The sequence below is a fragment of the Nocardia sp. NPDC047038 genome (genome assembly GCF_040644075.1).
Lineage (GTDB): Bacteria > Actinomycetota > Actinomycetes > Mycobacteriales > Mycobacteriaceae > Nocardia > Nocardia sichangensis.
In genome coordinates, this window is the sequence record NZ_JBEYVQ010000021.1 from 26,729 (window position 1) to 53,388 (window position 26,660).

General features: G+C 66.0%; 22 protein-coding genes and 1 pseudogene. 13 read left to right on the forward strand and 10 right to left on the reverse strand.

Annotated elements, in window-relative coordinates:
- Positions 1 to 491: 491 nt before the first annotated feature.
- The 3 genes from ABZ824_RS35275 (at position 492) to ABZ824_RS35285 (ending at position 4,499) form a co-directional block, all read left to right on the forward strand.
- On the forward strand, positions 492 to 1,733 hold the full coding sequence (locus tag ABZ824_RS35275; protein ID WP_356968679.1) for a hypothetical protein: 1,242 nt from the start codon (positions 492 to 494) through the stop codon (positions 1,731 to 1,733).
- Complete coding sequence (locus tag ABZ824_RS35280; protein ID WP_356968681.1) at positions 1,730 to 2,575, forward strand: phospholipase D-like domain-containing protein; 846 nt, start codon at positions 1,730 to 1,732, stop codon at positions 2,573 to 2,575. The genes ABZ824_RS35275 and ABZ824_RS35280 overlap by 4 nt, the downstream gene beginning before the upstream one ends.
- A gap of 613 nt (positions 2,576 to 3,188) precedes the next feature.
- Positions 3,189 to 4,499, forward strand: coding sequence for a hypothetical protein (locus ABZ824_RS35285; RefSeq protein ID WP_356968683.1), 1,311 nt, complete (start codon positions 3,189 to 3,191; stop codon positions 4,497 to 4,499).
- 54 nt (positions 4,500 to 4,553) lie between these two features.
- On the opposite strand, the gene ABZ824_RS35290 is transcribed toward ABZ824_RS35285, so the two are convergent.
- The 4 genes from ABZ824_RS35290 to ABZ824_RS35305 form a co-directional block, all read right to left on the reverse strand.
- Positions 4,554 to 4,862, reverse strand: coding sequence for a hypothetical protein (locus ABZ824_RS35290; protein ID WP_356968685.1), 309 nt, complete (start codon positions 4,860 to 4,862; stop codon positions 4,554 to 4,556).
- 818 nt (positions 4,863 to 5,680) lie between these two features.
- Complete coding sequence (locus ABZ824_RS35295) at positions 5,681 to 5,836, reverse strand: hypothetical protein (protein WP_356968687.1); 156 nt, start codon at positions 5,834 to 5,836, stop codon at positions 5,681 to 5,683.
- A gap of 99 nt (positions 5,837 to 5,935) precedes the next feature.
- Entirely contained in the window at positions 5,936 to 6,361 is a 426-nt protein-coding gene (locus ABZ824_RS35300) for an EndoU domain-containing protein (RefSeq protein WP_356968689.1), read from the reverse strand.
- Positions 6,362 to 6,845: 484 nt separating this feature from the next.
- Complete coding sequence (locus ABZ824_RS35305; RefSeq protein WP_355079985.1) at positions 6,846 to 7,064, reverse strand: hypothetical protein; 219 nt, start codon at positions 7,062 to 7,064, stop codon at positions 6,846 to 6,848.
- A 186-nt stretch (positions 7,065 to 7,250) separates the two neighbouring features.
- Between ABZ824_RS35305 and ABZ824_RS35310 the strand changes: the two genes are divergently transcribed.
- On the forward strand, positions 7,251 to 8,645 hold the full coding sequence (locus ABZ824_RS35310; RefSeq protein ID WP_356968691.1) for a zinc metalloprotease: 1,395 nt from the start codon (positions 7,251 to 7,253) through the stop codon (positions 8,643 to 8,645).
- Between the two features lie 9 nt (positions 8,646 to 8,654).
- Positions 8,655 to 8,969: a hypothetical protein gene (locus ABZ824_RS35315; protein WP_355079989.1), complete on the forward strand. Its 315-nt coding sequence runs from the start codon at positions 8,655 to 8,657 to the stop codon at positions 8,967 to 8,969.
- Positions 8,970 to 9,288: 319 nt separating this feature from the next.
- Here ABZ824_RS35315 and ABZ824_RS35320 read toward each other — a convergent pair whose 3' ends face one another.
- On the reverse strand, positions 9,289 to 9,684 hold the full coding sequence (locus tag ABZ824_RS35320; protein ID WP_356968693.1) for a hypothetical protein: 396 nt from the start codon (positions 9,682 to 9,684) through the stop codon (positions 9,289 to 9,291).
- A gap of 366 nt (positions 9,685 to 10,050) precedes the next feature.
- Between ABZ824_RS35320 and ABZ824_RS35325 the strand changes: the two genes are divergently transcribed.
- The gene (locus ABZ824_RS35325) at positions 10,051 to 11,589 is read left to right on the forward strand and encodes an Hsp70 family protein (protein WP_356968769.1); all 1,539 of its coding nucleotides are present in this window, start codon (positions 10,051 to 10,053) and stop codon (positions 11,587 to 11,589) included.
- Between the two features lie 50 nt (positions 11,590 to 11,639).
- Here the strand turns inward: ABZ824_RS35325 and ABZ824_RS35330 are convergent.
- A pseudogene (locus ABZ824_RS35330) lies at positions 11,640 to 11,756 on the reverse strand (GTP cyclohydrolase I); the annotation flags it as partial.
- A gap of 161 nt (positions 11,757 to 11,917) precedes the next feature.
- Positions 11,918 to 12,829, reverse strand: coding sequence for a hypothetical protein (locus ABZ824_RS35335; RefSeq protein WP_356968695.1), 912 nt, complete (start codon positions 12,827 to 12,829; stop codon positions 11,918 to 11,920).
- Between the two features lie 123 nt (positions 12,830 to 12,952).
- Here ABZ824_RS35335 and ABZ824_RS35340 point away from each other — a divergent pair, with 123 nt between their 5' ends.
- Entirely contained in the window at positions 12,953 to 13,471 is a 519-nt protein-coding gene (locus tag ABZ824_RS35340) for a hypothetical protein (RefSeq protein WP_356968697.1), read from the forward strand.
- Between the two features lie 240 nt (positions 13,472 to 13,711).
- Positions 13,712 to 14,797, forward strand: coding sequence for an acyl-CoA desaturase (locus tag ABZ824_RS35345; RefSeq protein ID WP_356968699.1), 1,086 nt, complete (start codon positions 13,712 to 13,714; stop codon positions 14,795 to 14,797).
- A 193-nt stretch (positions 14,798 to 14,990) separates the two neighbouring features.
- Here ABZ824_RS35345 and ABZ824_RS35350 read toward each other — a convergent pair whose 3' ends face one another.
- Both ABZ824_RS35350 and ABZ824_RS35355 read right to left on the reverse strand, forming a co-directional pair.
- Positions 14,991 to 16,211, reverse strand: coding sequence for an FAD-dependent monooxygenase (locus ABZ824_RS35350; RefSeq protein WP_356968701.1), 1,221 nt, complete (start codon positions 16,209 to 16,211; stop codon positions 14,991 to 14,993).
- A gap of 410 nt (positions 16,212 to 16,621) precedes the next feature.
- Positions 16,622 to 18,223, reverse strand: a complete 1,602-nt coding sequence (locus tag ABZ824_RS35355) for an LCP family protein (protein WP_356968703.1) — start codon at positions 18,221 to 18,223, stop codon at positions 16,622 to 16,624.
- Positions 18,224 to 18,598: 375 nt separating this feature from the next.
- On the opposite strand from ABZ824_RS35355, the gene ABZ824_RS35360 reads away from it, so the two are divergent.
- The 5 genes from ABZ824_RS35360 to ABZ824_RS35380 all read left to right on the forward strand — a co-directional run bounded on the left by ABZ824_RS35360 (position 18,599) and on the right by ABZ824_RS35380 (position 25,606).
- Positions 18,599 to 21,853, forward strand: a complete 3,255-nt coding sequence (locus ABZ824_RS35360; RefSeq protein ID WP_356968705.1) for a BTAD domain-containing putative transcriptional regulator — start codon at positions 18,599 to 18,601, stop codon at positions 21,851 to 21,853.
- Positions 21,854 to 21,926: 73 nt separating this feature from the next.
- Complete coding sequence (locus ABZ824_RS35365; protein WP_356968707.1) at positions 21,927 to 22,364, forward strand: DUF4267 domain-containing protein; 438 nt, start codon at positions 21,927 to 21,929, stop codon at positions 22,362 to 22,364.
- A 7-nt stretch (positions 22,365 to 22,371) separates the two neighbouring features.
- Positions 22,372 to 22,824, forward strand: coding sequence for a DUF2871 domain-containing protein (locus ABZ824_RS35370; protein WP_356968709.1), 453 nt, complete (start codon positions 22,372 to 22,374; stop codon positions 22,822 to 22,824).
- Complete coding sequence (locus ABZ824_RS35375; RefSeq protein WP_356968711.1) at positions 22,821 to 24,272, forward strand: amidase family protein; 1,452 nt, start codon at positions 22,821 to 22,823, stop codon at positions 24,270 to 24,272. The genes ABZ824_RS35370 and ABZ824_RS35375 overlap by 4 nt, the downstream gene beginning before the upstream one ends.
- A gap of 26 nt (positions 24,273 to 24,298) precedes the next feature.
- A complete protein-coding gene (locus ABZ824_RS35380; protein ID WP_356968713.1) occupies positions 24,299 to 25,606 on the forward strand; it encodes an FAD-binding oxidoreductase in 1,308 nt (435 codons plus the stop codon).
- Positions 25,607 to 25,781: 175 nt separating this feature from the next.
- Here ABZ824_RS35380 and ABZ824_RS35385 read toward each other — a convergent pair whose 3' ends face one another.
- Positions 25,782 to 26,594 (reverse strand): helix-turn-helix domain-containing protein, encoded by an 813-nt coding sequence (locus ABZ824_RS35385; protein WP_356968715.1) that lies wholly within the window; start codon positions 26,592 to 26,594, stop codon positions 25,782 to 25,784.
- Positions 26,595 to 26,660 lie beyond the last annotated feature (66 nt).

Genomic DNA, 26,660 nt, shown 5'->3' on the forward strand with positions numbered 1-26,660 from the left:
TCCGACGGTCGCGCTCAACCCGACCTGGTACCGCGACCAACGACGCGTCAGCGTATCCATGTCCATCCCGGTCACCGGGGACGAGTACACGCGCATCAGCGATGAGCTGGCTGGTGGATGTCCGTTGGCAGCCGACGCGCAGGCCGCGGTAAACGACCATTACACCAAGGCTGCCGCGCTTTGGAAGTTGACAAACAACCAGACACTGCCGCTGGCCGCGGTCTCCAGCACGGAGGCTGCATTTCGTCAGGCGATCGACTCGCGCCGCGATCCGCAATGGACGCCGATCGCTCCGATCCCCCGTTTGACCGTCTCCACACTGCCGACAGTCGATGGGGACACCGCTGTCTCGGTGTCGATCACCAACTCGTTGGTGATCGAGGCACGCGGCCTGCAGGACCCGGCCCTGTACGACACCACACTCTCGGTCACCGTCCACACGCCTAAGCTGCTGACCCGTCAACTCGGGTTCGCCAACAATGACTGCCGCTATGCGACCCGCGCAACAGTTTTCGGCCGGGGCCGCGGCTGCGTCGCTCGACGAGGAGACAAGTCCCCATGGCCTCACGATCCTCAACATCTCTTCGAACCAGACCTACGACAACCTCCAACGCAGTAGCAACCGCGGTGTCGCCGCGCTGGCCTCCTGGCTCGGGGATGAGCAGAATCTAGCCGCATCGCTCACCGAGCTCGACCAGCCTGCCACCGGCCCCCGCCAATCCCCGAAAGAGTGGGCCGAGACCGAAGCCAAGCTTCGGGCGAGTTACGTCGACGAGAAAACCATTGACGCTATTCGGGCATTGCAGGCACCGGCCACGGTCGGACCGGCCGCGATAATGGCGGGCGTGAGCAGTGCAGCCATGAGAATGGCCAGCGCCCGGACAATGGTTGAACGCGCGGGTTTGTTCGACCGCAACATCATCACAGATCGTCGCAGCTTCGCCGATGTCGCGGCGAGTTCCTCCGGAACCGCGGCGATCACCAGCACGTCTGCTGTCGCTGACGCAATAGCGGCTCTGGGTATCGAAGACATATCCGTCACACAGAGCTTTCCGATCGTGACTGCCAGCTACGGCTATACCCGAGCAGTCCGCGAGCCCGGCCAGGCGCATCTACGCACGTACGCAGCACCTCGTCAATACAGTAACAAGACTCCGATCTTCGCCGTGCCCGCAGACACGGAGGCATTGCTGATCACTTTCGACGCGCAGATGATACTCGGATTTCTACGGCACCATGGATTGTGGGCAGGCACGCTGCCCGCCACGCCGCGTGAGGCGAAACTGGCCGTCGCCGAAATTCTGGCAGGAGGCCCTGGCAGCGGAGACGACAGCGCTGGAGTCATCCGGCGTCTTGTGCACTCCGCCTCGCACGCTCTGCTGCGCGCTCTGGACGACGGCCGAAGTGGTTTCGGCGAATCCAGCCTTGCCGAGTGGATCGTCCCCGACGCGTTGACCTCGGCCATCTATGTGGTGTCATATGCCGATTTCACCCTCGGAGCCTTCGATACTGTGCAACGTCGCCGAATCGGGCCATGGCTCGAGCGTGCCGCAGATGCTATGGACCACTGTGACAACGACCCGTTGTGCTCGCAGACTTCGACATTTCGACCCTACGCCGCCTGCGATCGTTGCCTGTACATTTCCTTCGGATGCAGGGTCTGGAATGCTGACCTCGACCGAAAGCTACTGCGCCGCTTTTGGTTGTGGACACGGCGACGGACCCTCGTGTGACGACTGGCATTGTCGGCCTCGTTCCGCTTGCTGAACTGCTCGCCGAAACGGTCGGCAGCCGAAAGGGTGCCGTTCGTCTCGCCGCCCGGATCTTGGACGAGGGAGCACAGGCACTCCCGCGAAGTACCGGAGACATCGTGTACGCCGCGCGCCGGGAACTGGTCGACACCGGGGTGGTAACCGAGAACGGTGTCCCGGTGGCGCACCGGGCAGCCGAACTGGTCATCGTGTGCGAGGTGTTGGCGACCAGCACACTGCCCGACTCCCAATCGCCGAATGAGCAGCGGCTCGTACTTTCCGCGCCAGCCGAAACCGCAACCATAAGCGATGCGGAACGCCTCGATGGCCTGGTACTCGACGTGATTCGCAACGCAACGCGCACGTTGCACCTGGGAGGGGCGTTTTGGAACCCCGCAGGTTTCGACCGTCTCGATGAGGTGCTGATACCGGCGCTCGAGGTCCGCGCCATCACTGCCGTGGTGTACGCGAACAGCCCGGTCGAGGAGCATCATAGGGCGTCGCTGCATCGCCACCTCGGTCGACTCACGGAAAACGGCCAAGTCGCTCTGCGGTGGTTCAGCGGTCCCAGACCCACCATGCTGCATGCCAAGTTCGTGATCGCCGACAGCCGGATCGGTTACCTCGGCACCGCGAACCTGACGTCATGGGGATTCCGTGGCCATATCGAGGCGGGCGTCGAGTTGACCGCAGGTCAAGCAGAACGGTTCGTCAGGTTCCTCGGAGAACTCGAAATGGCTGGCTTGTTCACAGATAACCCGCCCGCCCCGCCGTTTCGGACAACCGACATCCGGCATAGTAGAGCCGATGATGGCTCCAACTGACCCTTGGCGCAGCGTGCTTCGCCACCTCGATGTAGCCGGGATAAACGCCAGCGCCCGCGCAGAAGCCCGCTCCCGACAAACCGTGCTGCCACCGATCACTACCTATAGGTGGTGGGCACGGCGTACCGAGGCAGTGACCGGAGCCCTTATCGACGCAGCCAATATCGACCAACCAGGTCGACTCGTCGTCGCTGATCCATTCACCGGTGGCGGTGTCATCGCGCTGGCCGCTCTGATGCGCGGCCACCGGGTCTACGCCCAAGACATCAACCTGTGGGCAGCCCGAAACCTCACCACGATGCTCTCGCTCCCTCCGGCCGATCGCCTGGAACCTGCAGCTGACCGACTCAGGGCAGCGGTGTCACAGCTCTTGGATACCGCCTACTCCACATCGTTCGAGGACGGGACGCCTGCGACAGTAGCGCACACTCTCAGGGTCGCAGTGGTCACCTGCCCGACATGCCGCGACGCGGTCCGGCTCTTTCCGTCAGGAATAGTCAGTCTCACTGAACGCGTCGATCAGGGGGGCAATGCCGGCTGGCTCGCTTGCCCATCCGGTCACCTCCAGTTCGGACCCACAGATCGGTGCACCCGATGCCGAGACTGCAAGCGAATGATCGACCCGGGCGCGCGATACACCACGGGACGTCGATTTCATTGCCGATGCGGCTACTCCGGCCGCATCTGGAAGGCCGGAGGGATGCGCTGGGAACCGATTCTCGTCGAGCGCACCGTACCGGGCCGTCGAGAGATCGGACCCCCAACCGAACACGAACTCACTATCGCCGCGGACACCACGTGGCCGAGGCAGCGCCGCCTGCCGATGATCGCGCCCGGCACGGAGACCGCCGTTCTCCACCGCTACGGCATGACACGTTGGGACCAGGTGATGCCACGCCGCCAGCATGCGGTGATCGACGCACTGGTCGACAAGATCGATTCCGTCGTCACGGGGGATACAGCCGTCGCTTCCACGCTGTATGCCGCCGTGCTAGGTTCCGTCGAAATGGCTGGCTATCTGTCCCGATGGGACGCCCGCTACCTCAAGGCATACGAGGCGATAGCCAATCATCGCTACAACGTCGCCACCTTGTCCGCCGAACCGAATGTGTGGGGTGCTCCACAGTCGGGGCGGGGTACTGTCGGTCGCCGATTGGCCCATCTCGCAAAGGCAGGAAACTGGTACGCCGAACGCCTCGGACGTGCTCCCCATGTCGTCGGGCCACTACCCGCCGAACAGCGTCGTTCCAACGGATCCCGGACCGTTGATGTCCGAGTCGTCATAGGGTCGAGCACAAGGCTTCTTGCCACGGACAACTCGATCGACCTGGTATGTACGGATCCGCCATATCACGATGACGTGAAGTACGGAGAGCTCTCCGAAATCTTCCGCGCTTGGGCCGGATTGGACACCGCTCGCGTCGATGGCGAAGCAGTCGTATCCCACGCCACCCTCGTCGACACTGACGCCTATGAAGCAACCCTCACGCGAGCCTTCCGCGAAATGCGACGGGCTTTGAAACCCAATGGCCACCTCGTCCTGTCGTACGCGAACCGCGACCCGGCGGCATGGGCTGCGCTTTTCAGCGCTCTACAAGCAGCCGGGTTCACCGCAATCGGCTTTCAGGTTGTCCACGCCGAGAACGATATCGACCACGCGAAGGCGCACCGTCGCGCATGCAACCTCGACCTAATACTCGACCTAGTGACTGCCGCCGACCACGCGTTGGAAAAGTTCATTGCCCACGGTCCGCAGGTACGAACAGAGGAGGAGGATTTCTGTCACGCGGTGGGGAAGATCGCACTACAGATCGGCAGTCTCGACGGAGCATGGCGCGAAAAGCTACAGCGGACCGTTGCCAGACACCCATTTGTGACAAGAGGCAGGGCGATGACGCAGACCGACCGGGAACCGAACGATTAGCATGCACCGCCCTGGATCCGGTAGGAACTCGGTCCCATCGCCCGCACGGTGGAATCAGCACCGATCGACGTCGCAATGATCTGCCTGCCACCTCAGCAGCACCGCTATCGCCTTCGCCTGAACAACGGCGAGCCGTTCCTCTTCCGCACCACCGACATATCGAACCTCGAAAGACGCCGCCACCCCTGAACACACCGCGTCCACAACCCGCCCGCCGACCGATCCGATCCGCCCATCGCTCGACCCGGCGACCGCACAACCTTCGTCGCCACCCTCGACGCCCACCGCGTCCCGACTAACCGGCACATCACCCGACTCCAACAACACCGAGTCGGCAGCATTGATCCCCTCGTCATCGGCCACGCGAGAGATTCTCGACTGGAACACACCCAAGTTCCGGCAGGCGCGCGGAGAGATGCCGACCCACCTGAAGCAGCCACAGGCCATCATCCCCGGTTCCACGTTCGGAGCCCTGCCCACGACGCGTCGACATGAAATGGCCAGCGGCCAGTGCCGGAACGCGACGGCCCTTAGACCAGGTAAGCACCCACCATGACCAGGCGTTTCCCAGTTGCCCATGTTGTGCGCCCCGCCGAGTACCGGTACCTGCGACTTCCACTGGACCTGACACCGCGACGATCGGATTCATCGACAAGACCACTACACTGTGACCCGTCTCGACTTCCGAACGGAGAACCAGGCAATCATCGGCGTGGCCAACGGCGGGCACCTCTGCCGAGCGCCCCTGGCGGAACCCATTGATTGGCCCGGGGCCGAACTACAAGGGGCAGGCCAGTCTTCCTGTCCGCATCGCTTACCGCGGCACCCGATCGGTAAGCGGCAGCGAAATCCATAGGCACACGACAGCAGCATCCAGCCGGGGCTGATGTACTACCCCACCCACCCTTGACCCTGGAGCCTTTTGGGAGTCGAACTCCCGGCTTTGCTGTGGCGCGGTACCGGCAGCTACCCCGACCAACAAACCGCTACCGGAGGTGGAAGTCGGAACCGCACCGCCGCCGTGCATGACTCCGCCGTCCGCCCCCGATCGAATCACGAGGACCTACGCGGTGACCACGTTGAGCTCAGACAGCACGCCTTGGGGGTCGTTGAGGTAGCGATATCCCTCCACTGGGGGACTGAACTGGCCGAGCACGTTCGCCACGGCATCACGTTCCGCTTCAGTGACCGGGATCCGGCGTGATCAGACTAGCGCACAGCACGTCGACCAGCATCGCCCACTCACCCACATTGCTATAGGTCCGGTAGCTTTCGACCAGTTCAGGAGGCAGACGGTCGGCGACGCTCTGGAGAAGGTCTCGCGAGTCCTTGCTCATCTTGTTCAGCCGACGGCTACGGGCTTCGATGGCTTGTGGGTCTCGCTGACGCTTTCGCGCTTCTCGTGCCGCCCTGTCCGGATTCATAGCTCTCCTAGCCTATTTGATCGGGTCACCATTCGCGTCGTTCCTGACTACACCCTCGCCGCCGATGGGGTATCCGGTCACGACTGAGCCGTCGGGAGCGACAATGACTTCGATTTGGACGCCGTTGCGGGTGCCGTTTACTTTCCAGTTGCCGTTGTCCTGGAGGACTGGCGGCTGGTCCAGCTTCTTCGCGACGTCGACTATTCGGTCGATGATTTTGTCGTCTTCCCGGTCATCGGTGTCGGGGAGCTCGGTCTTGTTGGGCATTCCAGTCCCGGGCGCGTGCCCACCACCGTTGATGTCGTCACTCCCGTCGCCGTCGAGGATATGGATCCGCCGTTTCTGAGAAATAGTAATCTTCGCCGGGTCGGGCTTCGCCCCCTCCACCTTGTCCCACCGGTTCCCGCTACTACCGCCATCGGTCAGCTTGACAGTCATTGCCGCGATGCCGTCGAGGGCGGCTTTGGTGCCGCCCTGAGCGACTTTGCGCTACTGCGAGCGCGGTGGCCTGCGGCGGCCCCCGGGTGCATTTCAGTTGTGCCAGAACGAAGGCGAAAAGTAGCAGCCACCCGGCGGCGCGCGCTTCCTCCGCGCCCGAACTGCGATACAGTGCCGCCGCTGGGTCCTCCCCTAGCCACTCAGCGACCGAACCGAATTTGCCTCACCCGAGAGCAAAATAGGCTTCGAGCTACCAATTGACCGGAGCGTATTACCTGGTCACCCGCGTTCCCATCTTCGATGTGCCCCACCGAGGGCGCTATCATTTTTCCGCACTGCGCCATGGCTATTTCGGGATCATCACCACCGGCGACGACCCCGCGGACGATTCCACGCCCCTTCGCATACCAAGCCGGGCGACTCATGCCAGTCACACACAGCCCGCAAGTGTGGAACCGGATCCACGATTCACCGGTGACGCGAGTCAGTGCAGGTCGTACGTCCACACCTGGCCGTTGTCCCGGATATTGAAGACGATGGTGCCCGCCTGCGAGAGCGGCGGCGAGTTCGCGTAGCTGATGGCCGCGGGGACGTCGGCCCACAAATGCGCTACCCACGAAGTCTGGTCGAGCAGATCCTGTTTCTTGATATCGGCTGCCTCGTTCGCCGTGTGAACAACTGCCGAATCCATGCCTGCGGTCATGATTTCCTCCATTTCGCGTAAACGTTCTTTGCCTGCGGAATCGCCCCGCAACGGACGATCCGATTCCCCGAGTCTTCGCCTCGGATGTCGTCGTCTCACGAGTAGTCGACTACGGGTTCCTACACGGCGATACTCATCGGGACGCGGGGCGGGGTGATCGCTGGATCCGTTCGCGAACCTCGTCATGTGCGGTCCGGTGCCGACCGGCGTGAGCTGTTACTCCACCGCTGTACGGCGGGTCGTCACCGATCTTCCACATATTTTAAAGTTGTACGGATTTTAGCCGCGCGAGGTCGGATGCAGGTAGTCGCTACTCGTGTCACAGCCGCAGAATCGGCGAAGCATCCATACCGAGCGATTTTTCATCTCGACTGTTTCGCGAAAGGATATGTGATGGCCGATCTTCCTACACCTGGTGCACGAAGCCGCGAATTGTGCGGCACCATGGCAGTTCACCACAAACTGCTCCAACAGAGCGAAAGCTACCGACAGCGTTCGGCGATGTTCGAGAACCGCGCGCTCGCCTACGAAGGCCGTATGCGCGCACCGATGCGCACCGGTCCGATCACGATCCCCGTGGTCGTCCACATCGTCCACAATCCCGCGTTCCCGGCCGAGAACATCAGCGCGGCCCAGGTCGAGAGCCAGATCACGGTGCTCAACCAGGACTTCCGGGCGACCAATCTCGACCGCGTCGGCGTGCCGACCGTCTGGACCGACCGTATCGCCGACTGTCGAATTCAATTCGCCTTGGCGACAACCGATCCTGATGGCAATGCGACCGACGGCATCACCCGGACCGCCACCGCGAAGACATTCTTCAGCGCCGAAGCCGACGATGTGAAAGCCACCGCGACCGGCGGCGCCGATCCCTGGCCGAGCGACGAATACCTCAACCTCTGGGTGTGCGCCGATCCGCAGACCGCGCCCGGAAACTCGATTCTCGGTTACGCGCAATTCCCTGGCGGTCCCGTCGACACCGATGGCGTCGTCATCGCGACAACCTGCTTCGGCACAATCGGAACCGCCACCGCGCCGTTCCACCTGGGGCGCACCACGACGCACGAAGTCGGGCACTGGCTGAGTCTGCGCCATATCTGGGGCGATGACGGAAGCGGCTGCTCCGGGGGCGATCTGGTCGACGACACGCCCAACCAGGCCACCCAGAACTTCGGCAAACCCCAGTTCCCGCACCTTTCCTGCAACAACGGCCCCAATGGCGACATGTTCATGAACTACATGGACTACACCGACGACGCGGCGATGTTCATGTTCACCACCGGCCAATCCTTGCGGATGAACGCGTGCCTGGATGGGCCGAGGGCCTCGTTCCTGGTCGCCGCTCGCGCTCCGGCCGGGGATCTGCGACCGGCGGTGTCCTCCATGGCCGCGGAGGCGACGCCCGGACGCGGCGAGGCGGCCGCACCCCGTTCCGTGCCATCGACGAATTCGAGTTCCTCCGGCGGCGCGGGTGCGGTCGCCGACCTCGAAGGCGAGGTAGCGTTGTTGCGTTCATTACTCGACGAGATCAACGGCGTCCTCGCCCGAGCGCCACACTGGTCGGCGCCGGGGACCCGGTGAGGATTGCCGGTGACCGGACCGATCCCCATCCTCGGAATATGGGTGCACTCCCACGAGGAGGACACCGACACGGTGTCCATTTATCGGCCACGTGACTTCCCGTTTCCCCGGTCACGTGGCCGGTCCGGCCTCGAGTTCGGAGAAGACGGCACCGTCGTCGAATACCGTCCCGGCGCCGATGACCGGGCCCGGGCGACGACCGGCTCCTGGCGTGACCTCGGGGACGGCCGTTACTCGATGTCTTTTCCCGCCGAAGGCGCAGCGGAGCCCACTACACGTACGCTGCAATGCGTCGGGGACGCCCTTCTGGTGGACACCGGGTAATCAGCTTCGATCACCCATCGCCCACCTCAAACCCTTGTGGGTCTCGCTGAGTTCCGTTCGACGCTCCGGCGTCAGCGCGAGACCAGTAACCGCGATTACACCTCGGCCCCAAGACTTACCGGCGTTACCGGGTCTGCCGACATCGAACCTGAACCGGCCAACACTTGGCCCACTACTTCATTGCGGCAGCCGTGGTGCCGGACCAGAACACGCCCGAAGAGGGTGAGCAGCGCCTGACCGCACGTCGGGTCCGACCTACCGACTACCAGGAGTCCTTCGACTCCGCCGCATCTCGAGCGACGCGGCCGAGCCACGCGAACTACTGCTGCGCGTTCCAGAAGCCGATCGCGATCGCGCCCCACCAGCAGAGTTGGGAAATCGCTCCCGAGGCCGCGCCCCACAGCAACAGGCGGGTGGGCAACGGCGCGGACGTGGCGTCCCCCAGGCGCCTACTCAGCACGGTCGCCTGCAGCCCATTGATGGTGAGCAACGCGGTGAACACCATCTTCGCCTGCGTCAGAGGCGAACTCAGGTTCGGTTCCAAAACGCAGCCACTGGCCACAAGAGCAGCCAACCCAACCCAGATCGGCACATGCATCCGAGAGACTCCGCCCATCGCCTCGGCCAGGGTGGTGCGACCCAGCAGCCACAGCAACGTCAGATAGTCGGCGATCAGGACGCCGCCGAACCCGAGAACCAGCCCTGCCAAATGCACGAAAAGTCCCGCGGTGTGGAGTGCGGGGTCGGGATGAACGTGAGTAGCGACCCACAGGGCACCCGCGAGTACCCCTGTCGAGGCGACCGCGGCACCACCGATGAGCCACCAGGAGTCGAGCAGACCGATCGGGCGGGCGGGCTCAGGTGCGGGCCACCGACCTCCGGTGCGCACTATCGGCGCCGGCGCATGAGAAGGACCCCAGACCGTGGAAGACATCGCACCATTTGGTCGGATGACCAGAAAATCTTCGGACAAGGACGCCTCCAGGTAACAACCCAACATTTGTTAGGGAAGGCTAAACTACGAATTCGGCCGGGTAAAGATGCTTGTCGAACGCACAGCGACCACAGGAGATCGGTGAGAATGCGTATGGGATGGGGCGTGTCCGTCGGCTCGCAGAACACGGTCTGCGTGTCGATCAGCTCCGGCGGGGACCCGGTGGTCCACGACGTCCGCACCCGCACCGCGGCCGGTTCCGAAAGGCCAGGGCAGGCTTCCGGGACGGGCGATCTGGCGACCAGCGAGCCGGGGCTGGTTTCCCCCGATCTGATCTCACGCTCGCTGGAGAATGTGATGGCGGCCGCAGGCGCGGTTGCCGAACACACCGTGCTCGCTCATCCGGCCATCTATCGACGCCGTCACCTCCGGTCCCTGCGAGAAGCGCTGGATCGGTGCGGACTCGGCGCGGTCGAACTCGTCGCCGAGCCATTGGCGGCGGCAGCATTCCTGCGCCACTCGACCACTGGTGACGACCAGCGCGCCGCGGTGGATTCCGCCGCGACACTCGTCTACGACCTGGGGGCGAGGTCACTCGACATCGCTGTTGTGGTTCGCCAAGGTTCGGGTCACCGAATCGCGGGGGCGCCTGCACGGTCGTACCGATTCGGTGGCCGATGCACGGCCGCCGCGATCGCTGCGGCCAGGCACGATCGCGCCCGGGACGACGAGCGGACGCCCGATTCCGGCCTGATCAGCGAGGTCTGCGCGGCGCTCGTGCGTGAGTCGCTGGCACTGGTGGATGAATGTGTGCGCAGCGCGGGGCTTCCACCGCGACAGCTCGGTGCGGTGATGCTCGTCGGGGGCGCTGCCACACCGCCGGAGGTTGCGCATTCCCTTGCCGACCTGCTGCAAATCCCAGTTGTTCGCGGACAGGCACCAGCGCAATCGGTGGCGTTCGGTGCGGCCTTGCTCGGTGCCGAACGCCCGGCGCTCGACACCGTGATGGTGCCACTGCGCCGACCGGCGATCCGAACTGCCGCGGCCTTGGCGGCAATCGCCGCGCCGGTCCTGTTCGTCGGAGCTGCCCAGTTGACCAGCCCGGACCTCGGCAGGACCGAATACACTGCCGCCCTGCCCGATCGCCGATTCGCGACCGGGTCCATCGACAGCCCGGGCGTCGTCTCATCGGAATCGCTTCCGGTGACATCGCAGGACCGTCACGTGTTGTTCGCCCCCGCCGGGGTGAACGGGCCGACATCGCCGTCATCGCCCACCGTGGTCGCCGCCATGACGTGGACACCCGAGCCGATGCCGGACGCGGTGACCGATGAACCATCCGGTCCGCCGACACCACCGAGTGAGGACGATTCGGCACCGGTAACCCTGGCCGCCACGACCGAGTTTCCGGACACGACCGTGCTGTACACGCCGTCGGCCGACGAGTCCGACCGACCGCACCACAGCAACACTCCTCCTCCGGCGACAGGCGCAGCGGGCTCGCCGCCCGCAACAGCTGGGCCGCCTACCTCACCGGCCGACCCCGAGTCCTCCGCGCCGGTCCATAGTGCTCCGCCGTCGGCGACCACACCGACAGAACCGACGCCTCAGGACTCGACCGTGCCTGCCGCCCCGATACCGACAAGCGAATCCACTACCACCAGCAGTGAATCCCCGCCGGTCTAGACCCGACCCGAGAACACCTTCGTGCTCGGCGCGGCGGCCAGGTCACCCCGCTATCCCGTGAGGGAGAAGAATTCCTGGCGGGAGCGGGCATCTTCGCGCAGGCTGCCGAGCAGCGTGGAGGTGACCGTGGTGGTGCCCGAGGCTTGGACGCCACGCAACGTCATGCAGGGATCGCGCTTCGCGCCGACGGATATCTCCTGTTCGTCGGCGACTGACGGGCAGGTTGGACCGGTCAGATATCGGGGCGAGCATGCAGCGTGGGCGACGGATCGAGAGTGTGCCTGCATCAGGGACCGGCGTGCTGTGCCCGAATCGTGGAGGGCCTTTGTTATGGGTGGGGTGCGAGGTCGATGCGGACGTTGTCGTTGTTGCTGATGACGAATACTCGGTCGTGGTTGGCCTTCGTCCACTGGTGCGGGATCAGGAAGAAGCGGTCAGTAGTGCGCGCCAGTAGTAGGAGCCCGCTGTAGGCGTAGCGGTATTTCTCCCCGGGTGTGGTGATCGGGAGAACTTGGGAGCCGCCGCCTTCGATCGCGAGCCGATCGACGCTGAGCAGCAGGACGACCGGACGTGCGCCGAAGCCGGTCTCGACGGTGAGGCGGGCGTCGCGAATGGCGCGCTGATGGGCGTAGGAGCCCACCGCCCACGAGAAGCCGAGGAAACCTAAGCCCAGCAGGGCCAGGATCGGTAGCCATGGGGTGGATTGTGTGCGTCTGCGACCGGCGCCGGGGCGGCTGAAAATGCGGGGATAGGTTTCCCGCAGCGCGATGGCGTACCCGAGGAGTGAGACCGCCGCGATGAGCATGATCGGCATGTATGAACCGAGCCACGGCGGTAGCCCGTCGCGGACGATGACCAGAAGCGCGAAGACTGTGGCCAGGATGGCGCCGCTGATCAAGATGGCCATCGTCCAGCGCCGGAGCGTGGCGACGGGTCGTCGGCTGCGTACGGCAACGGCAAGCGGAACCGACCGAAGTGCGTAGCAGGCGAGCACGACCAGCAAGACGATGGTCACGGGCCAGTAGCTACTGGTGAGGCTGCCGATGACGTAGTCGGGGGTGGACAAACCGAGCATCCCGACATCCACGCCGAAATAGCCGTACCAGGCGCGGGTGTACACCAAGCCGAAGTAGTAGAGCACTGCGGCGATAACCGCGCCCTGCGAGGCGATGGCTCCCGCAGCGGTCAGAGCTCGACGAAGACTGTGCCGGCCAGTCGAATCGGCGTCGTCCCCACTCATCGAGGGGGCTCACTGGTCGTCGCTGAGTGAGGCGCCGCGGTCGTCGTGATATCGACTCCAGTGCCCGGCCTGCCCGGAAGAATCGGAACCGTCGGTGGCACGTTTGCGGGCGGTGTTGTCGGGATGATGACTCCGGTCGTGCTACTCGCCACGGAGACTGACACGGTTGAGGGGATCACCCGCCCGGTCTCGGAGGATACGGACGGAGTAGTTGAAAGGACCGAGCTGGCAGTCGCCGAGTCGGGAGAGGTGGTCACTGCGCTGGACGTCTCCGATTTCGGGGCGGTTGTGGTCGGAGAAACCGTGGTCGGTGCATCGGGCGACCCGCACGCGGCCAGCCCACCGATCAACAAGCAGGAACAGACCGCAAAAAGCTGCGATACCGATCGCATCAAGCCCTCCTCGGACAGTGGAGAACAGCACGAGTATTTCACAGAACCATTGCGTCAGTGCAGGTTTGAATTCGAATCGGATCCTCGGCAAAGAAGCGCCTCCGGCCGCAGCACAGCGAGTGACGGCACCTCCCAGGAACCCTACTGCAACATATGTGCTGGCGACGAAGGGCGGCGGTCGCTTTGCCCGGCGCAAGCGCCACAGATTCGACGAAACGGTTCTGTCCACATCGCTCGATCAGCGGCGTGAGCCGATGTCCGGTCCGGCGACCCGGATGTATCGGCCGACAACCGGCCGGCCGCCTCTGCCAGCTGTGGACATCGAATATCACACCGCAGTCCGATTCCATCTCATACCAGAGGGTTACGAGTAACGAGAATCCGGCCGATAGCTTCGGGGTATCGAAATCCGCGCCCCGCTCCGACATCGACCGGCCGACATCGTCGACGGATGGAGGTGGCGTCTCCGGCTCAGCACTCAGGAAGATCTATGACGACACCTGCCTTGGTCCCCGAGTCATCTCCACGGTCACCGCGGCGCGGCGCCGACGGTGACTACGCCCGTCTGATGCGCCGGATCTCCGACGCGGGGCTGATGAACCGGCGTCCCGTCTACTACGCCGTCCGGCTAAGCCTCGTCGGGGTCGCGTTCGCAGCCTGCTGGGCAGCGTTCGTCCTCATCGGCGATTCGTGGTGGACGCTGCTGGTCGCGGGGTTCATGGCCGTGACGTTCGCTCAAATCGCACTCGTTATGCATGATGTCGCACACCGGCAAGTCTTCCGGCTACGGCAGCCGACGGAGCTCGTGGGACGGCTCGTCGGCAACGCCGGTATCGGCTTGGGCTACGGCTGGTGGCAGGACAAGCACACTCGGCATCACGCCAATCCGAACCACGAGGAACTCGACCCCGATGTCGCGCCCGACATTCTGGTCTGGTCACAGCGGCAAGCACGGTCCAGCCGCGGTCTGCCTCGTCTCATCGGGAGGGCGCAGGCGTTCCTGTTCTTCCCCCTCCTTTTGTTGGAGGGCCTGAACCTCCATGTGGCGGGCGTTCGTGCGCTGAGAAATCGATCGGTCAAACACCGGGGATTGGAGGGCGCGTTGCTGTTCGTCCACTTCGCCGCCTACCTGGCCGCACTGTTCGCAGTTCTCCCCGCCGACAAAGCCTTCGCGTTCCTCGCTGTCCATCAGGGCTTATTCGGCCTGTACATGGGCTGCATCTTCGCCCCGAACCACAAGGGCATGCCAACCTTGACCGGCGACGACCGCCCCGACTACCTCCGTCGACAGGTGCTGACCTCCCGCAACGTACGAGGTGGCGCGTTGACCGACCTCGCCCTCGGCGGGCTCAACTATCAGATCGAGCATCATTTGTTTCCGAGCATGCCGACGCCGAACCTGCGTCATGCCCAGGTGATCGTCCGCGACTACTGCACCGAGATCGGCGTGCCCTACCACGAAACCGGGCTGATCTCCTCTTACCGCGAGGCGCTGAGACACTTGCACCATGTCGGCGCTCCTCTGCGCACCCCCGATCGACACCCGGGTACCGAAGTGTCACAACGGAATCGTTGAACACCGACTGGGCGTCACGCCGGCCCGGAAGCACCCGGTAGATGCTTCACACCACCATCCGACGAAAGTCCCAAAGCCCGTTGGTCTTCCGATGGCTACGCTGACCAGTGCAGATCCGCGCGGTATGCGGCATGAGCGGACGTAGTCGGGTGGCCTACCGAAGCGTCGTCCCTCTCGACACGTTATGTGACACCTACGGCTTTGCCGACAAAGTGATGGGTCCGGCTGTGGCCCCGGAGTCCGGCACCCCGGTGTAGTCGGGCAGCTCGACGCCGTTGATCGCGCGCTCGACCAACTCGGAGAACCACTCCCCGGTGAAATCGGGGCTCGGCTCGGCGTCCGGCCCGGGAACGTCGCGGCTGCGGGCGTTCAACTGGGCGATCTCTTGGTTGGCCTCGACAAACGAGCGCATCCGCGCCTCGTAGCGGGCGAACCCGGCCTCCGGGTCCCACCCGGCGGCGGCCAGCTCTCCGGCCAGCAGGTAGGCGCCGACCAGGGCCAGCCCGGTGCCCTGACCGGACATCGGTGACGAGCTGAACGCGGCGTCCCCGAGCAGAGCCACCCGTCCGCTCGACCAGCGGTCCATCACCACCTGGGCGACCTGGTCGAGGTAGAAGTCGGGGGTGTCGTCCAGGTGCGCGAGGATGCGCGGGGTCAACCAGCCCATGCCGGCCATCCGCTCACGCAGCAGGCGCTTCTGGGCCGCGACGTCGCGGTAGTCGACATCGAAGTCCCTCAAGGGGAAGGAAAACATGGCCATCGCCCGGGTGGCGTCCTGGATCGGCCGCAGCCCGGCGGAGCGGCCGGACTCCTGGTAGTCGATCAGCCAGCGGTCCAGTCCGAACTCGTTGGGCACGCTGTAGAAAGCCAGCACGTGCCCGAGGTGGCGAACGAACCGCTCGCGCGGCCCGAAGACCATCGCTCGCAGCGCCGAGTGCAGCCCGTCCGCGCCGACCACCAGCTCGAAGCGCCGCCGGTCGCCACCCGCGAAGGCCACGTCGACCCCGTCCGCGTCCTGGGTGAGCTCGGCGATCCGATCACCGAAGACGTACTCGACACCGTCGCGGGTGTCGTCGTAGAGCACCTGGGACAGGTCCCCGCGCAGGATCTCGATCTCCGAGATGTACCCGTCGCCGCCATCGTCGTCCGCGCGGTAGGTCTCCAGCACGTTCCCGTCCACGTCCACGGTGTGCGCGCCTGCGGTCTCAGTGCAGGCCGCGCGCACCGCCGCGTCCAGTCCCATCCGCCGGATGACCTCCTTGGTCACCCCACGCGCGTCCACCGCCTGTCCACCGGGACGCAGTTCGGGGACCCGCTCCACCACGGTCACCTCGGCCCCTCGCCGGCGCAGCCAGTGGGCCAACGCGGGCCCCGCGATACTCGCCCCCGCCACCAATACCCTGGTACCGCTCACTGTGCCTCCCGCTCAACCGGCCGGATCACTGTCCGGATCGTTTGCTTCTGCTTTGACCCACCGCTGTCGGTGTATCCAGAGGTAACGACGACGGATCCACCCAGAATTCATCGGTGCGGCCGAGATCGTGTCCACGCTCCTGCGAACACCCTGAACGCGGAATGGGGGCGCAGTCGGCCGGCTCGCCGAGCTAGCAAGACGCGCTGATCCCGGGAAAACTCCGAGGACCCGGCAACACCTGTCCACCGACGCCCCGGAATCGACGAGACGTTCGATCGCCGGGCAGATCCCTTGGGCGCGGTTTGTCCTCGCTCAGGAACTTCGCGGCCTGCCGGACGATCGCGGACTCACTCTCCAGTTCCTTGATTCGCACCGACCAGGCCGGGCCGGAGGCGTCCACGGCGGCAACCTCAGTCGACGCAAGGGATGTTGGATCCGATGCTGGTGGTGACGGGTTTACCGGAGTCGGGTGGCGCGGCGGCGGGTGTGGAGGTGGTGGCACCGGTGGACGAGGCTGTGCCGGTCGGTGTGGTGGAGCTCGTCGGTGTGCCCGCACTCAATTCGTCGGGCATGGTGAAGTCGCTGCCGATCACGATCTCGATGTGGCCGGGGTCGATATTCTTGGACGCGGCTGTCGGTAGCCCGCCGAGCAAGTTCGCGGCCTGGGTGGCGTCGGTGTCGGCGCCTGTGCCGTAATAGACGACCGAGCCGGAACCATCGGTGGAGGCGGCGTTGCCGATGTTTCCTTTGCCGAATCCCTTGTCGGCCAACACTGTCGATACTCTGGCGGCCATACCTGCCGGTCCGCCCGCGTTGACGACGTCGACGGTACTGGTGGGTGTGGTCGTGAGTGCGGTGGGCGTGGCTGCCTGCACGCCGAACGCCGTGCGCACCGTCTTTCTGATGGCGGCCGGATCGATGACGTTGACGTCTTGGCCGTCGATGGTCTGGTAGCCCTGCACCGGCAAGGTCTGGAATTCGATCGGAATCGAACCCGCCTTTCCCATGGTCTGCGCGAAGTCGAGCACGTTCCAGCCTTGGGAGAGCACCACATCGTTCTGTGCGGCGTTGATCAATTGCTGCAGTTTGCCGATGTTGGTGAGTGTGCCGGACTCCGCGAGTTGTTTGGCGACCGAGGTGAGGAACGCCTGCTGGCGGTGGGTCCTGTCGAGGTCGCCGTTGTCGAGTTCGTGACGTTGCCGGACGAACGACAGCGCGTTGGCGGCATCGAGGTGCTGGGGTCCGGCCGGGAACACCGCGCCGGAGTAGTACTCGTCGTCGACGGCGTGATTGAGACAGACATCGACGCCGCCGAGAATGGCGGCCAGGTCGTAGAAGCCGACGAGGGAGACCTCGGCGAACCGGTTGATCGGTACTCCCGTCAGTGCCTTCACGGTCTGCACGATGGATTCGCGGCCGGCCTCGCGGCCCTGGCGTTCCAGTTCGACCTTGTCTTTGACGCCCTGGTTGGCGAGCTTCTGCTCGACCGCCACCTTCTTCAGCCCGTAGGCTTCCTTGATCTTGGCGTGGTCGTAGCCGGGGATCCCGGTGACCGCGACGTAGTCGTCGCGCGGGATGGAGAAGGCGGTGATCTTCTTCAGATCCTTCGGAATGTGTACCAGGATGAGGGAATTGGCGTTGTAGCCGCCCTCGCTGCCGTCGCCGGCGTGCAACCGGTCCATGATTTCTTTGGGTAGGTCGTTGCCGTTGCGGTCTTTGCGGGTGTCCAGTCCGATGAGCAGGATGTTCATGTCGCCGTCGAGCGCGGCGGCGTCTTCGGAACTGATAGCCCCGGACCGGGCGAACCCGTCATCGACGGCGCGCTCGGTGTAGTAGGCGAATCCGGTGCCCGATACAACGACCACCGAGGTAGCGGCAACGACCAGGCGAAGGGCGGTCCGTGCGACCCTGGCCTGCCACGACGACTGCGCGGTCCGATCGCGGCGGGTGGGCCGCACCGGCACATACCGGTCGGTGGGGCCCTCGGCAGGGTCGGTCGCCTCCGCGGACACCTCGCGAACCCCTTCGACAGGCGTTTCCGGCCGAGCATGACGTCCACCGGACCGGGGAACCACGACCGGAATCGGTTCCGTTTCGTCACTCATTCGCCGTCAAGCCTCACGTCACAGTGCCGCGCGGAAACCACCGATAGCACTTCACCAGGTTAGAAATATCCTGCCCGATGTCTGTGCCGAATACACACCGAGCAAGCACCCGATCGGGTACGCGGTAGCGAAATCCGTGGGCGCGGCATCACGTCACGCGCGCCGATCTGCCCGCTTCCGCCCGAGGCGGTTCGATAGCCGCAATGCGGCGAGGTCCCAGGTTCGCCCGGGTTGACGAGAGGTCGGGGCGCCACGCAGGATCGATCGCGAGATGGACGATTCATGCTGGTAGAGCTATTGGGTCCGGTGCGGGTGGTGGCCGCGGACGGGAGGAAGGCGTCGGTCGGGGGGCCGCGGGTGCGGGCGTTGCTGGGGTTGCTGGCGCTCGAAGCCGGGCGAGTGGTGCCGGCGGCGCGGCTGGTGGACGGGGTGTGGGGGGAGAACCCGCCGGCGGGGGCCGGGAATGCGTTGCAGACTCTGGCGAGTCGGTTGCGCGCGGCGGCACCGGGCACGGTGCGGAATGACGGGGGCGGGTATGTGCTCGAGCTCACGCCCGAGGACGTCGATGTGCATCGGTTCGGGCGTGAGGTCGAGGCAGGGCGGGCATTGCTGGCGGCCGGTGAGCCCGAACGAGCCATCGCGTGCTTCGATGCCGCGCTCGCCTTGTGGCGCGGGGAGCCGCTGATCGATGCGGGAGAATCGGAGGCGTTGCGGGTCGCTGCACTGCATTTGACCGAACAGCGGCTCGAGGCGGTCGAACTGCGAGCGGACGCCTTTCGAGCCTTGGGCCGAGGCGGCGAGGTATTGGGTGAGCTCCGCACGGAGGTAGCGGCACATCCGTTCCGGGAGACGCTGGCCGCACGACTGGTGCGGGCGCTCGCGGCAGCGGGACGAACCTCCGAGGCGATACAACAGTTTCAGCGAACCGAGACCCTGTTACTGGACGAACTCGGCACGACACCCGCCGAAGTCCTGCGCTCGGCCCTGGCCGAAATTCACACGAACGCACCCCGTAATCCCGCAGTCGACGAACCTGCGATCGAGACGGCGTCCGGATCGGCTCCGACGGGAGTTACGGAAGCATCGCGAACCAGCGGCGCATCCGCACCGCTGCTGCCCAGGCGGTTCACCAGCTTCGTCGGACGCGGACGCGACGTGGAAGGAGTGCGACGGGCGCTGCGCGAGGCCCGACTGGTGACACTGTCGGGTACCGGGGGCGTGGGGAAGACCCGGCTGGCCGCCGAGACGGTCGGGGCGCACGCCGAGGACTGGGCGGACGGTTTCGCTTTCGTCGAACTCGCCGCACTCGAGCGGGAGCGGCCCGGCCGGCCGGCCATGAACGCAGTCGGAGTGGCGATAGCGAACGCGCTCGCTCAGTTCGAGCGACCCGATGAACTGTCCACGGAATGGGCCGATGTACTGGAGCGGATGCTGTCCGGCCGCCGAATGCTGTTGGTACTGGACAACTGCGAGCATGTCGTGGAGGCGACCGCGCGCCTGATTCACGATCTGTTGCAGCGGCTGCCCCTGCTGCGGGTGCTCACCACGAGCCGGGAGCCGATCGGCGTGGACGGCGAGCGACTGTATCCGGTCCGGACCTTGGACCTGCCCGAAGCCGACTCGGATATCGCGGCGATCACCGCATCGCCCGCGGTCCGGCTGTTCATCGACCGCGCCACCGCGGCACTCCCGGATTTCGCGCTGTCCGAGCTCAATTCCGCGGATATCCGCGCCATCGTGCGCAGCCTGGACGGCATGCCGCTGGCTATCGAACTCGCCGCCGCTCGCCTGCGGAGCCTGCCGCTACCGGACCTCAGCGCCCGGCTCACCGATCGCTTCCGGCTGCTCACCAACAGCACTCGCCACGCGGTCCCGCGCCATCGCACCTTGCACGCGGCCGTCGCCTGGAGCTGGGGACTGCTCACCGATGCGGAAGCCGCGGCAGCCCGGCGTTTTTCGATCTTCGCCGGCGGAGCGACCTTGGACGCCGTTACTTCGGTGTGTGGTCCGGACGCCATCGACACGGTCACCTCACTGGTGACGAAGTCGTTGGTCGACTTCGATGGACAGCGCTATCGAATGGCGGAGACCATCCGCGCCTATGCGACAGCGGAATTGACCGCCGCAGGCGATGCGGACGAAGTCGCCCGCATCCATGCCGACTGCTTCTCGGAATTCGCTGACGCCGCCGCCCACGGATTACGCACTACCGCACAACCCGATTGGCTCGCGCGGCTGATCGCCGAACACGGCAATTGCGAGACCGCACTGCGGTGGGCGTTGGACGTCGGCGACGGCGAGCGCGCGGTTCGCCTGTACTCGAATCTCGTCTGGTATTGGCTGCTGCGCGGGTTGCATGGCGACATCTCCGAACGCCGCCGCGAGGTCCTCGCCCTGATCGACGACACACCGCCGCCGGGGTGCACCGGGGCCTATCTGGCCTGCCGGTACGCCGAGGAGCTGCCGGCGTACTTCACCAACATCTGGTGGGGCCAGATCCGAGATGACACGGGACAATTCGAGCGGCTGACCCGCGCGGCCCTCACCGAGGATCGACCTCCGCACCCGATGTTCGTGCTCATACTGGCGCTGCGTGACCTACTCGGCGACGACGACAGCCTGTTGACCGCGTGCACCACCTCCGATGATCCATGGCTACGCGGTAATGCGCTGATAGCAAAAGGTTTCGATGAACTGGGCGGCGACCACCCGGCCCGCGCCCTGCCCACTCTGGAGGCGGCGCTGACCTGCCTGAGCGCGCACGGCGACGCCCGGTCACACAGCCGCGCCCTGATCTCCCTGGCCAGCTACCGGACCCGGATGCTCGGCCTGGACAGCGCCCGCCCGCTGATCGCGAGCGCGCTGGAACTGCTCAGCGCCGACCTGGGCGCCGGTGAGCGCATGGGCGTGCTGCTCTTCGCGGCGGAGATGCACCTGGTCGGCGGCGATACCGAGGTCGCGGCAACCTATATCGACCAGGCCGAGGCCGTGATCACCCCGCACATCATCCCCGCGCCTGGGCGCTTCTTGGCGGCGACGCAGGCGCACCTGGCCCACCTGCGCGGCGACAACGACCGCGCGATGGAACTGTACCGGCGGATGTCCGAGCATCCGCTCCCCGACGGCCCGCCACCAGCAGGACGCCACGATACCGTCCGCTTCGTGAACCTGGCCTTCGTGAGCACCGCGCACGCGGCGGCCCTGGTCGCGGCGGGCCGGCCGGACGACGCGCTGCGAGAGCTGGCCATGCCCCGCGATCTGGCCGCCCAGACCTCGGCGGCGCTGCTGGCCGAGGTCGGTATCGGTTACGCCCTCGTTGCTCTGGCGAAGGACGCCCCGGACCAGGCGGCCCGCATTCTCGGCGCAACCGACCGGATCAACCGGAGGGCCGGGGTGATCCGCATCGGCCCGTTCCGGCGGCGGGCGCTCGACCAAGCGGAAGCGGCGCTCGGGCCCGTTCGCCTGGGCGCGGAATTCCTCGCGGGCGCCCGGCTTTCGGACGAGGCGGTGCTCGAACTGCTGCGTACCGTTCGCTGACAACGGCTGTCAGCGAACGGTACGGGCGGCACTGGATGCTCGGGACACGTATCCCACCGATCCAGGAGTGCTCATGTCAGTTCCTTCGAATACGGAAACAGTTGTTTCCGTGCGTGGTTCCCGCCGACTCGGCGAACGTCTCGGTAGGGCCGGCGCCGTACTGGGAGCCGGATTCATCATCTCCGTCGGCGGCGGTTATCTGCTCGCCCCGCAGCGAATGGCCCCGGGGTTCGGCTTCACCGACTGGCCGCGCGGCGAGGCCAACGGCTTTCTGAACGTCAAAGGCATCCGCGATGTGGTCATCGGTCTGATCATGCTGGTCCTGCTCGCGGCCGGGCAGCGCCGCACCCTCGGCGCGACCCTGCTCACCATCGCCCTCATCCCGACCGGCGATATGCTCACCATCCTGGTGCGGCGCGGCTCCACCGCGACCGCCCTGAGCGTGCACGGTCTCACCGCAGGCCTGGTGGCCGCCGCCGGCGCGCTGCTGCTGCGCCGGGAAAATCGCTGAGCGCCCGATGAAGACACTGCTCAATACCGCGCACATCTACATGATCATCGGCCTGATCTCCGGGTTCTACTACCGCGAGATCACCAAGGTCGAACACTTCACCGGGCAGTCGCAGCTCGGTGTCGTGCACACCCACGTGCTGGCGCTGGGCATGCTGTTCTTCCTCATCGTGCTGGCCTCGGAGAAGCAGTTCACGCTCAGCGCCCGGGGAAGCCTGTACGGCTGGTTCTTCTGGCTGTACAACATCGGCCTGGCCATCACCGTCGCGTCCATGACGCTGCACGGCACCCTCACCGTGCTGGGCAAGAGCAGTGGTGAGGCGATCGCGCTCGGCGCGGGCGTGGGCCACATCCTGCTGGCCGTCGGGCTGATCCTCTTCTTCATCACCGTCGGCAAATCCATCGACGACAGTCGAACACCGCACAGCGCAGCGGTATTCGCCGAACAGGAGGCATTGTGAACACCGGCCAGGACGGCGCACTGTGGACGCGGGACGCGGTCTCGCTCGCGACGCTGATCGCCGAGGGCGCGGTCACCGCGGCCCAGGTCGTCGAGTCGCATCTCGAGCGCATCGAGCAGGCCGACTCCGAGATCGGCGCGCTCACCACGGTATTCAGCGAATCCGCGCGCGCCGAGGCGGCCGCGGCCGACCGCAGGGCGCCGACGGGGCCGCTGCACGGGGTCCCGGTCACCATCAAGAACAACCTCGATGTCGCGGGCAGCCCGACCACCTGGGGCGTGGCGGCCTTCGGGCAGGCCGTCGCGACAGCGGACGCACCCGCGGTGTCCGCACTGCGGCGAGCCGGGGCGATCGTCATCGGGCGAACGAACATGCCGGACTTCGCCACTCGCTGGCACACCGACAACGACGAGGCGGGCCCGACGGTGAATCCGTGGAACCCGACTCGCAGCCCGGGCGGTTCCAGCGGCGGTGACGCCGCAGCGGTAGCCACGGGCATGACCCCCCTAGGCCTGGGCACCGACTTCGGCGGTTCACTGCGCGTACCCGCCGCGTTCTGCGGAGTCGCCTCCCTGCGCACCACACCCGGCCGGGTGGCGGTGGCCTCGAGCCTGTCCGGGGCCGCACCCGCGCCGACGAATCAATTGTTCGCGGCGCCGGGGCCGTTGGCGCGCACCGTGCGCGATCTGACGACTGCCTTCGAGGTACTCAGCGACAGCGCTGACCTGCGCGATCCCGGATGGATTCCAGTGCGTGACGCGACCGATCCCGCCCTGCCCGCAGTCGCCGTCGCACTCGGTGACGATATCGATCCGCAGGTGCGGGCAGCGCTGCTCGGCTGCGCCGACGCCCTCGAACGCGCGGGGTATCCGGTAGCCGAACTGGATCCGCCGCAATTGGGCGAGGTGGCGGCGGACTACGGTCGATTGGTTTCCACCGAGGTGGTGGTCCAGCGCCGCGAAGCCATGCGGCGAGTCGGCAGCGCCGGACTGAACACCTTCGTGGACGCGGCGATCGACCTGTTCCCGCCGCTGGATCTGGCGGGCTACATGACCGCGCTGGGTGAGCGCCTCACCCGCCGCGCGGCCTGGTCCCGCTTCCTCGCGGAGCATCCGATCGTGCTCGGCCCGGTCTCGGACGAACTGCCCTGGCCGGTCGGCTACGACCTCGGCGGCACCGCACAAGTCGCGACCATGTACGCGGCGCATCGCCTCACGATCGCCGCCAACTACCTGGCCCTGCCCGCGGTCACGGTCCCAGCGGGCGTCTCAGCCGAGGGTCTTCCCATCGGTGTCCAGTTGATCACCGCCCCATTCGCCGAGCGCCGCGCGCTGACGGCCGCCGCCCATATCGAAGCGGCCTTTCCGATGTCCACACCCATCTCCCCGGCAACCGACCCGGCCACCCGGAACCAGGCTCGATCCATCGGCTCGGGCACGACGCGGTGAACATTTCTGTAGCGAAGGGAATCTACATGTCACACAACACATTGCGATCCGCCGTGCGCGGACGGGTACTGCTGCCGGGTGACGAAGCGTTCGATACGGCACGGACCCCGTGGAACCTCAATATCGACCAGCCGGTAGCGGCCGTCGTGCACGTCGAAGACGCGGAGGATATGGCCGCTGTGGTCGGCTACGCGCGCGACGCGGGCCTGTCGGTGACCGCGCAGCCCAACGGCCACGGCGCTTCCGGTGATACCGCCGGCGCCATCCTGGTGCGCACGCGCCGACTCGATCGGATCGAGGTGGATCCGGCCCGGCGACGTGCCCGCGTCGGTGCGGGGACCAATTGGGGGCACGTGCAGGCGGCGGCCGCCCGGCACGGCTTGACCGGGCTGGCCGGAAGCTCCCCGGTGGTCAGCGTTGTCGGCTATACCCTCGGTGGCGGATTGTCGTGGTTCGGCCGCAAATACGGTTGGGCGGCCGATAGCGTCCGGGCCTTCGACATCGTCGATGCCGACGGTCGTCAGGCCAGGGTCACCGCGGAATCCGACCCGGAGCTGTTCTGGGCACTGTGCGGCGGCGGCGGGGATTTCGCACTGGTGACGGCGGTGGAGTTCGATCTGTTCGCGGCTCCGGCCTTGTTCGGTGGCCTGATCGCCTGGCCGGCCGCGCAGACCGAGGCGGTCCGTGCGGCCTTCCAGGACATCACCGATCACGCACCGGCCGAACTCACGGTCTGGCTCAATCGGCTGGAACTGCCGCAGGCTCCGCCGGTGATCGCGATCGCCGCCGCCTACCTGGGCGAACCGGCGCGCGGACGGGACCTGCTGCGACGGCTGGACACGATCGACGGCATCCTCGCTGACACGCGCCGGGAATTGTCCCCGGCCGAGTTGGGCGCCATCGTCAACGAGCCCACCGCCCCAGGCCCCGGACTGCTGCGAACCGAACTGCTGACCGCACTGGACGAGTCCGCCGCCGAAATTCTGCTGCACGCACCGATGGATCCGCTGATGGGCATCCAGCTCCGGCAGTTGGGAGGTGCGCTCGCCGAGCCCACCCGGGGCGCGGTTCCGCCGTTCGCGGAGCCCTACGCACTGTCTCTGCAGGCCACCGGCTCGGATCCCGACACCGTTGCCGCGGTACTCGCCACTCAGAAGCGCATCATCGCCGATCTGGGCGCGCGAGTCAGCGGCCGCAAACCGTACACCGTCCTGTCCGCCGGCGACAGTGTCGCGGAGGTTTTCGACACCGGCACCTTGGACCGATTGCGAAAGCTCAAGCAGGCCCGCGACCCACACGGTGTATTCCGCGCCAACTTCCCGATTCTCCACTGAACCTCCGGTTTCGAGACCGAGGTCAGGCACCTCCACAGCGCTGCCCCGCCAACGTGATCGGCGCGGCAGCGCTGTGCCCGCGACCAGCTATGTCGGTATCGGCCGCGAGGGCGATTCCCTTCGCCGCCCATCCGTTTTCGCGGGGCCAGGAGTATCCGGGCGGTATCGTGCCGAATTACGTCGCGATCGTCGACGGCCAGGCTCGGTCGTCGATTGTGAGCCAGGGTTCGGTGGCTGCGGCGGTGGGGGATATGCCGGTGAATTCGCGGATGTCGCGGTGGAAGTGGGATTGGTCGGCGTAGCCGGTGTCGGCTGCTACTCGGGACGGGGAATGTCCTTGCACGAGGCGGTGGACGGCGTGGTCGAAGCGGACAAGTTTGGCGGCGCGTTTGGGGGTCAGGCCGATTTGCGTGCCGAAGCGTGACCACAGTCGTTGGCGGCTCCAGCCCAGCTCGGCGGCGAGGTGCTCGACGCGGAAACGGCCGCGGCTGAGTTTGATTTGCCGCCATGCCCAGGCGACCTCAGGGTCGACGCGCTGGCCGTGCCGGGACCGCGCGGACAGCGCGGTGTCGACCAGGGCGAACCGGTCGGGCCAGCTCGGCGTCTCGTGCAGGCGCTCGCGCAGCCACCCCGCCTCACGGCCCCAGAGGTCGTCCAGGCCGATGATGCTTCCGCCCAGCTCGGTGGGAGGAAGGCCTAGAATCGCTTGGGCGACAACCGGTTCCAGGCGAATCTGGACGCATTCGACGGCGTCGACACGGACCGGAAGCGCGGTGCCGGCGAGGCCGAGCGTCAGACTGCCCGAATGGCTACGGCCCGTCGAGTCGCGGACCTCGAAGCCGCACTCGCCGAACTCGACGATCACCGTGACCGCCGGATGTGGAATGACACGCACCTGCTCGGGGCCGTCCCCGTGCACATGGAATCCGGCCATGTCGACGCCGCGCAGGGCGGGTGGCCGCGCCGGTCGCGCGATGTCCCAAGGCACACGTCGATTGTATGAGCAGCCGCGCACGCTGACATTTCTTCAATACGCGGCCCGCTGTCGTGCCAG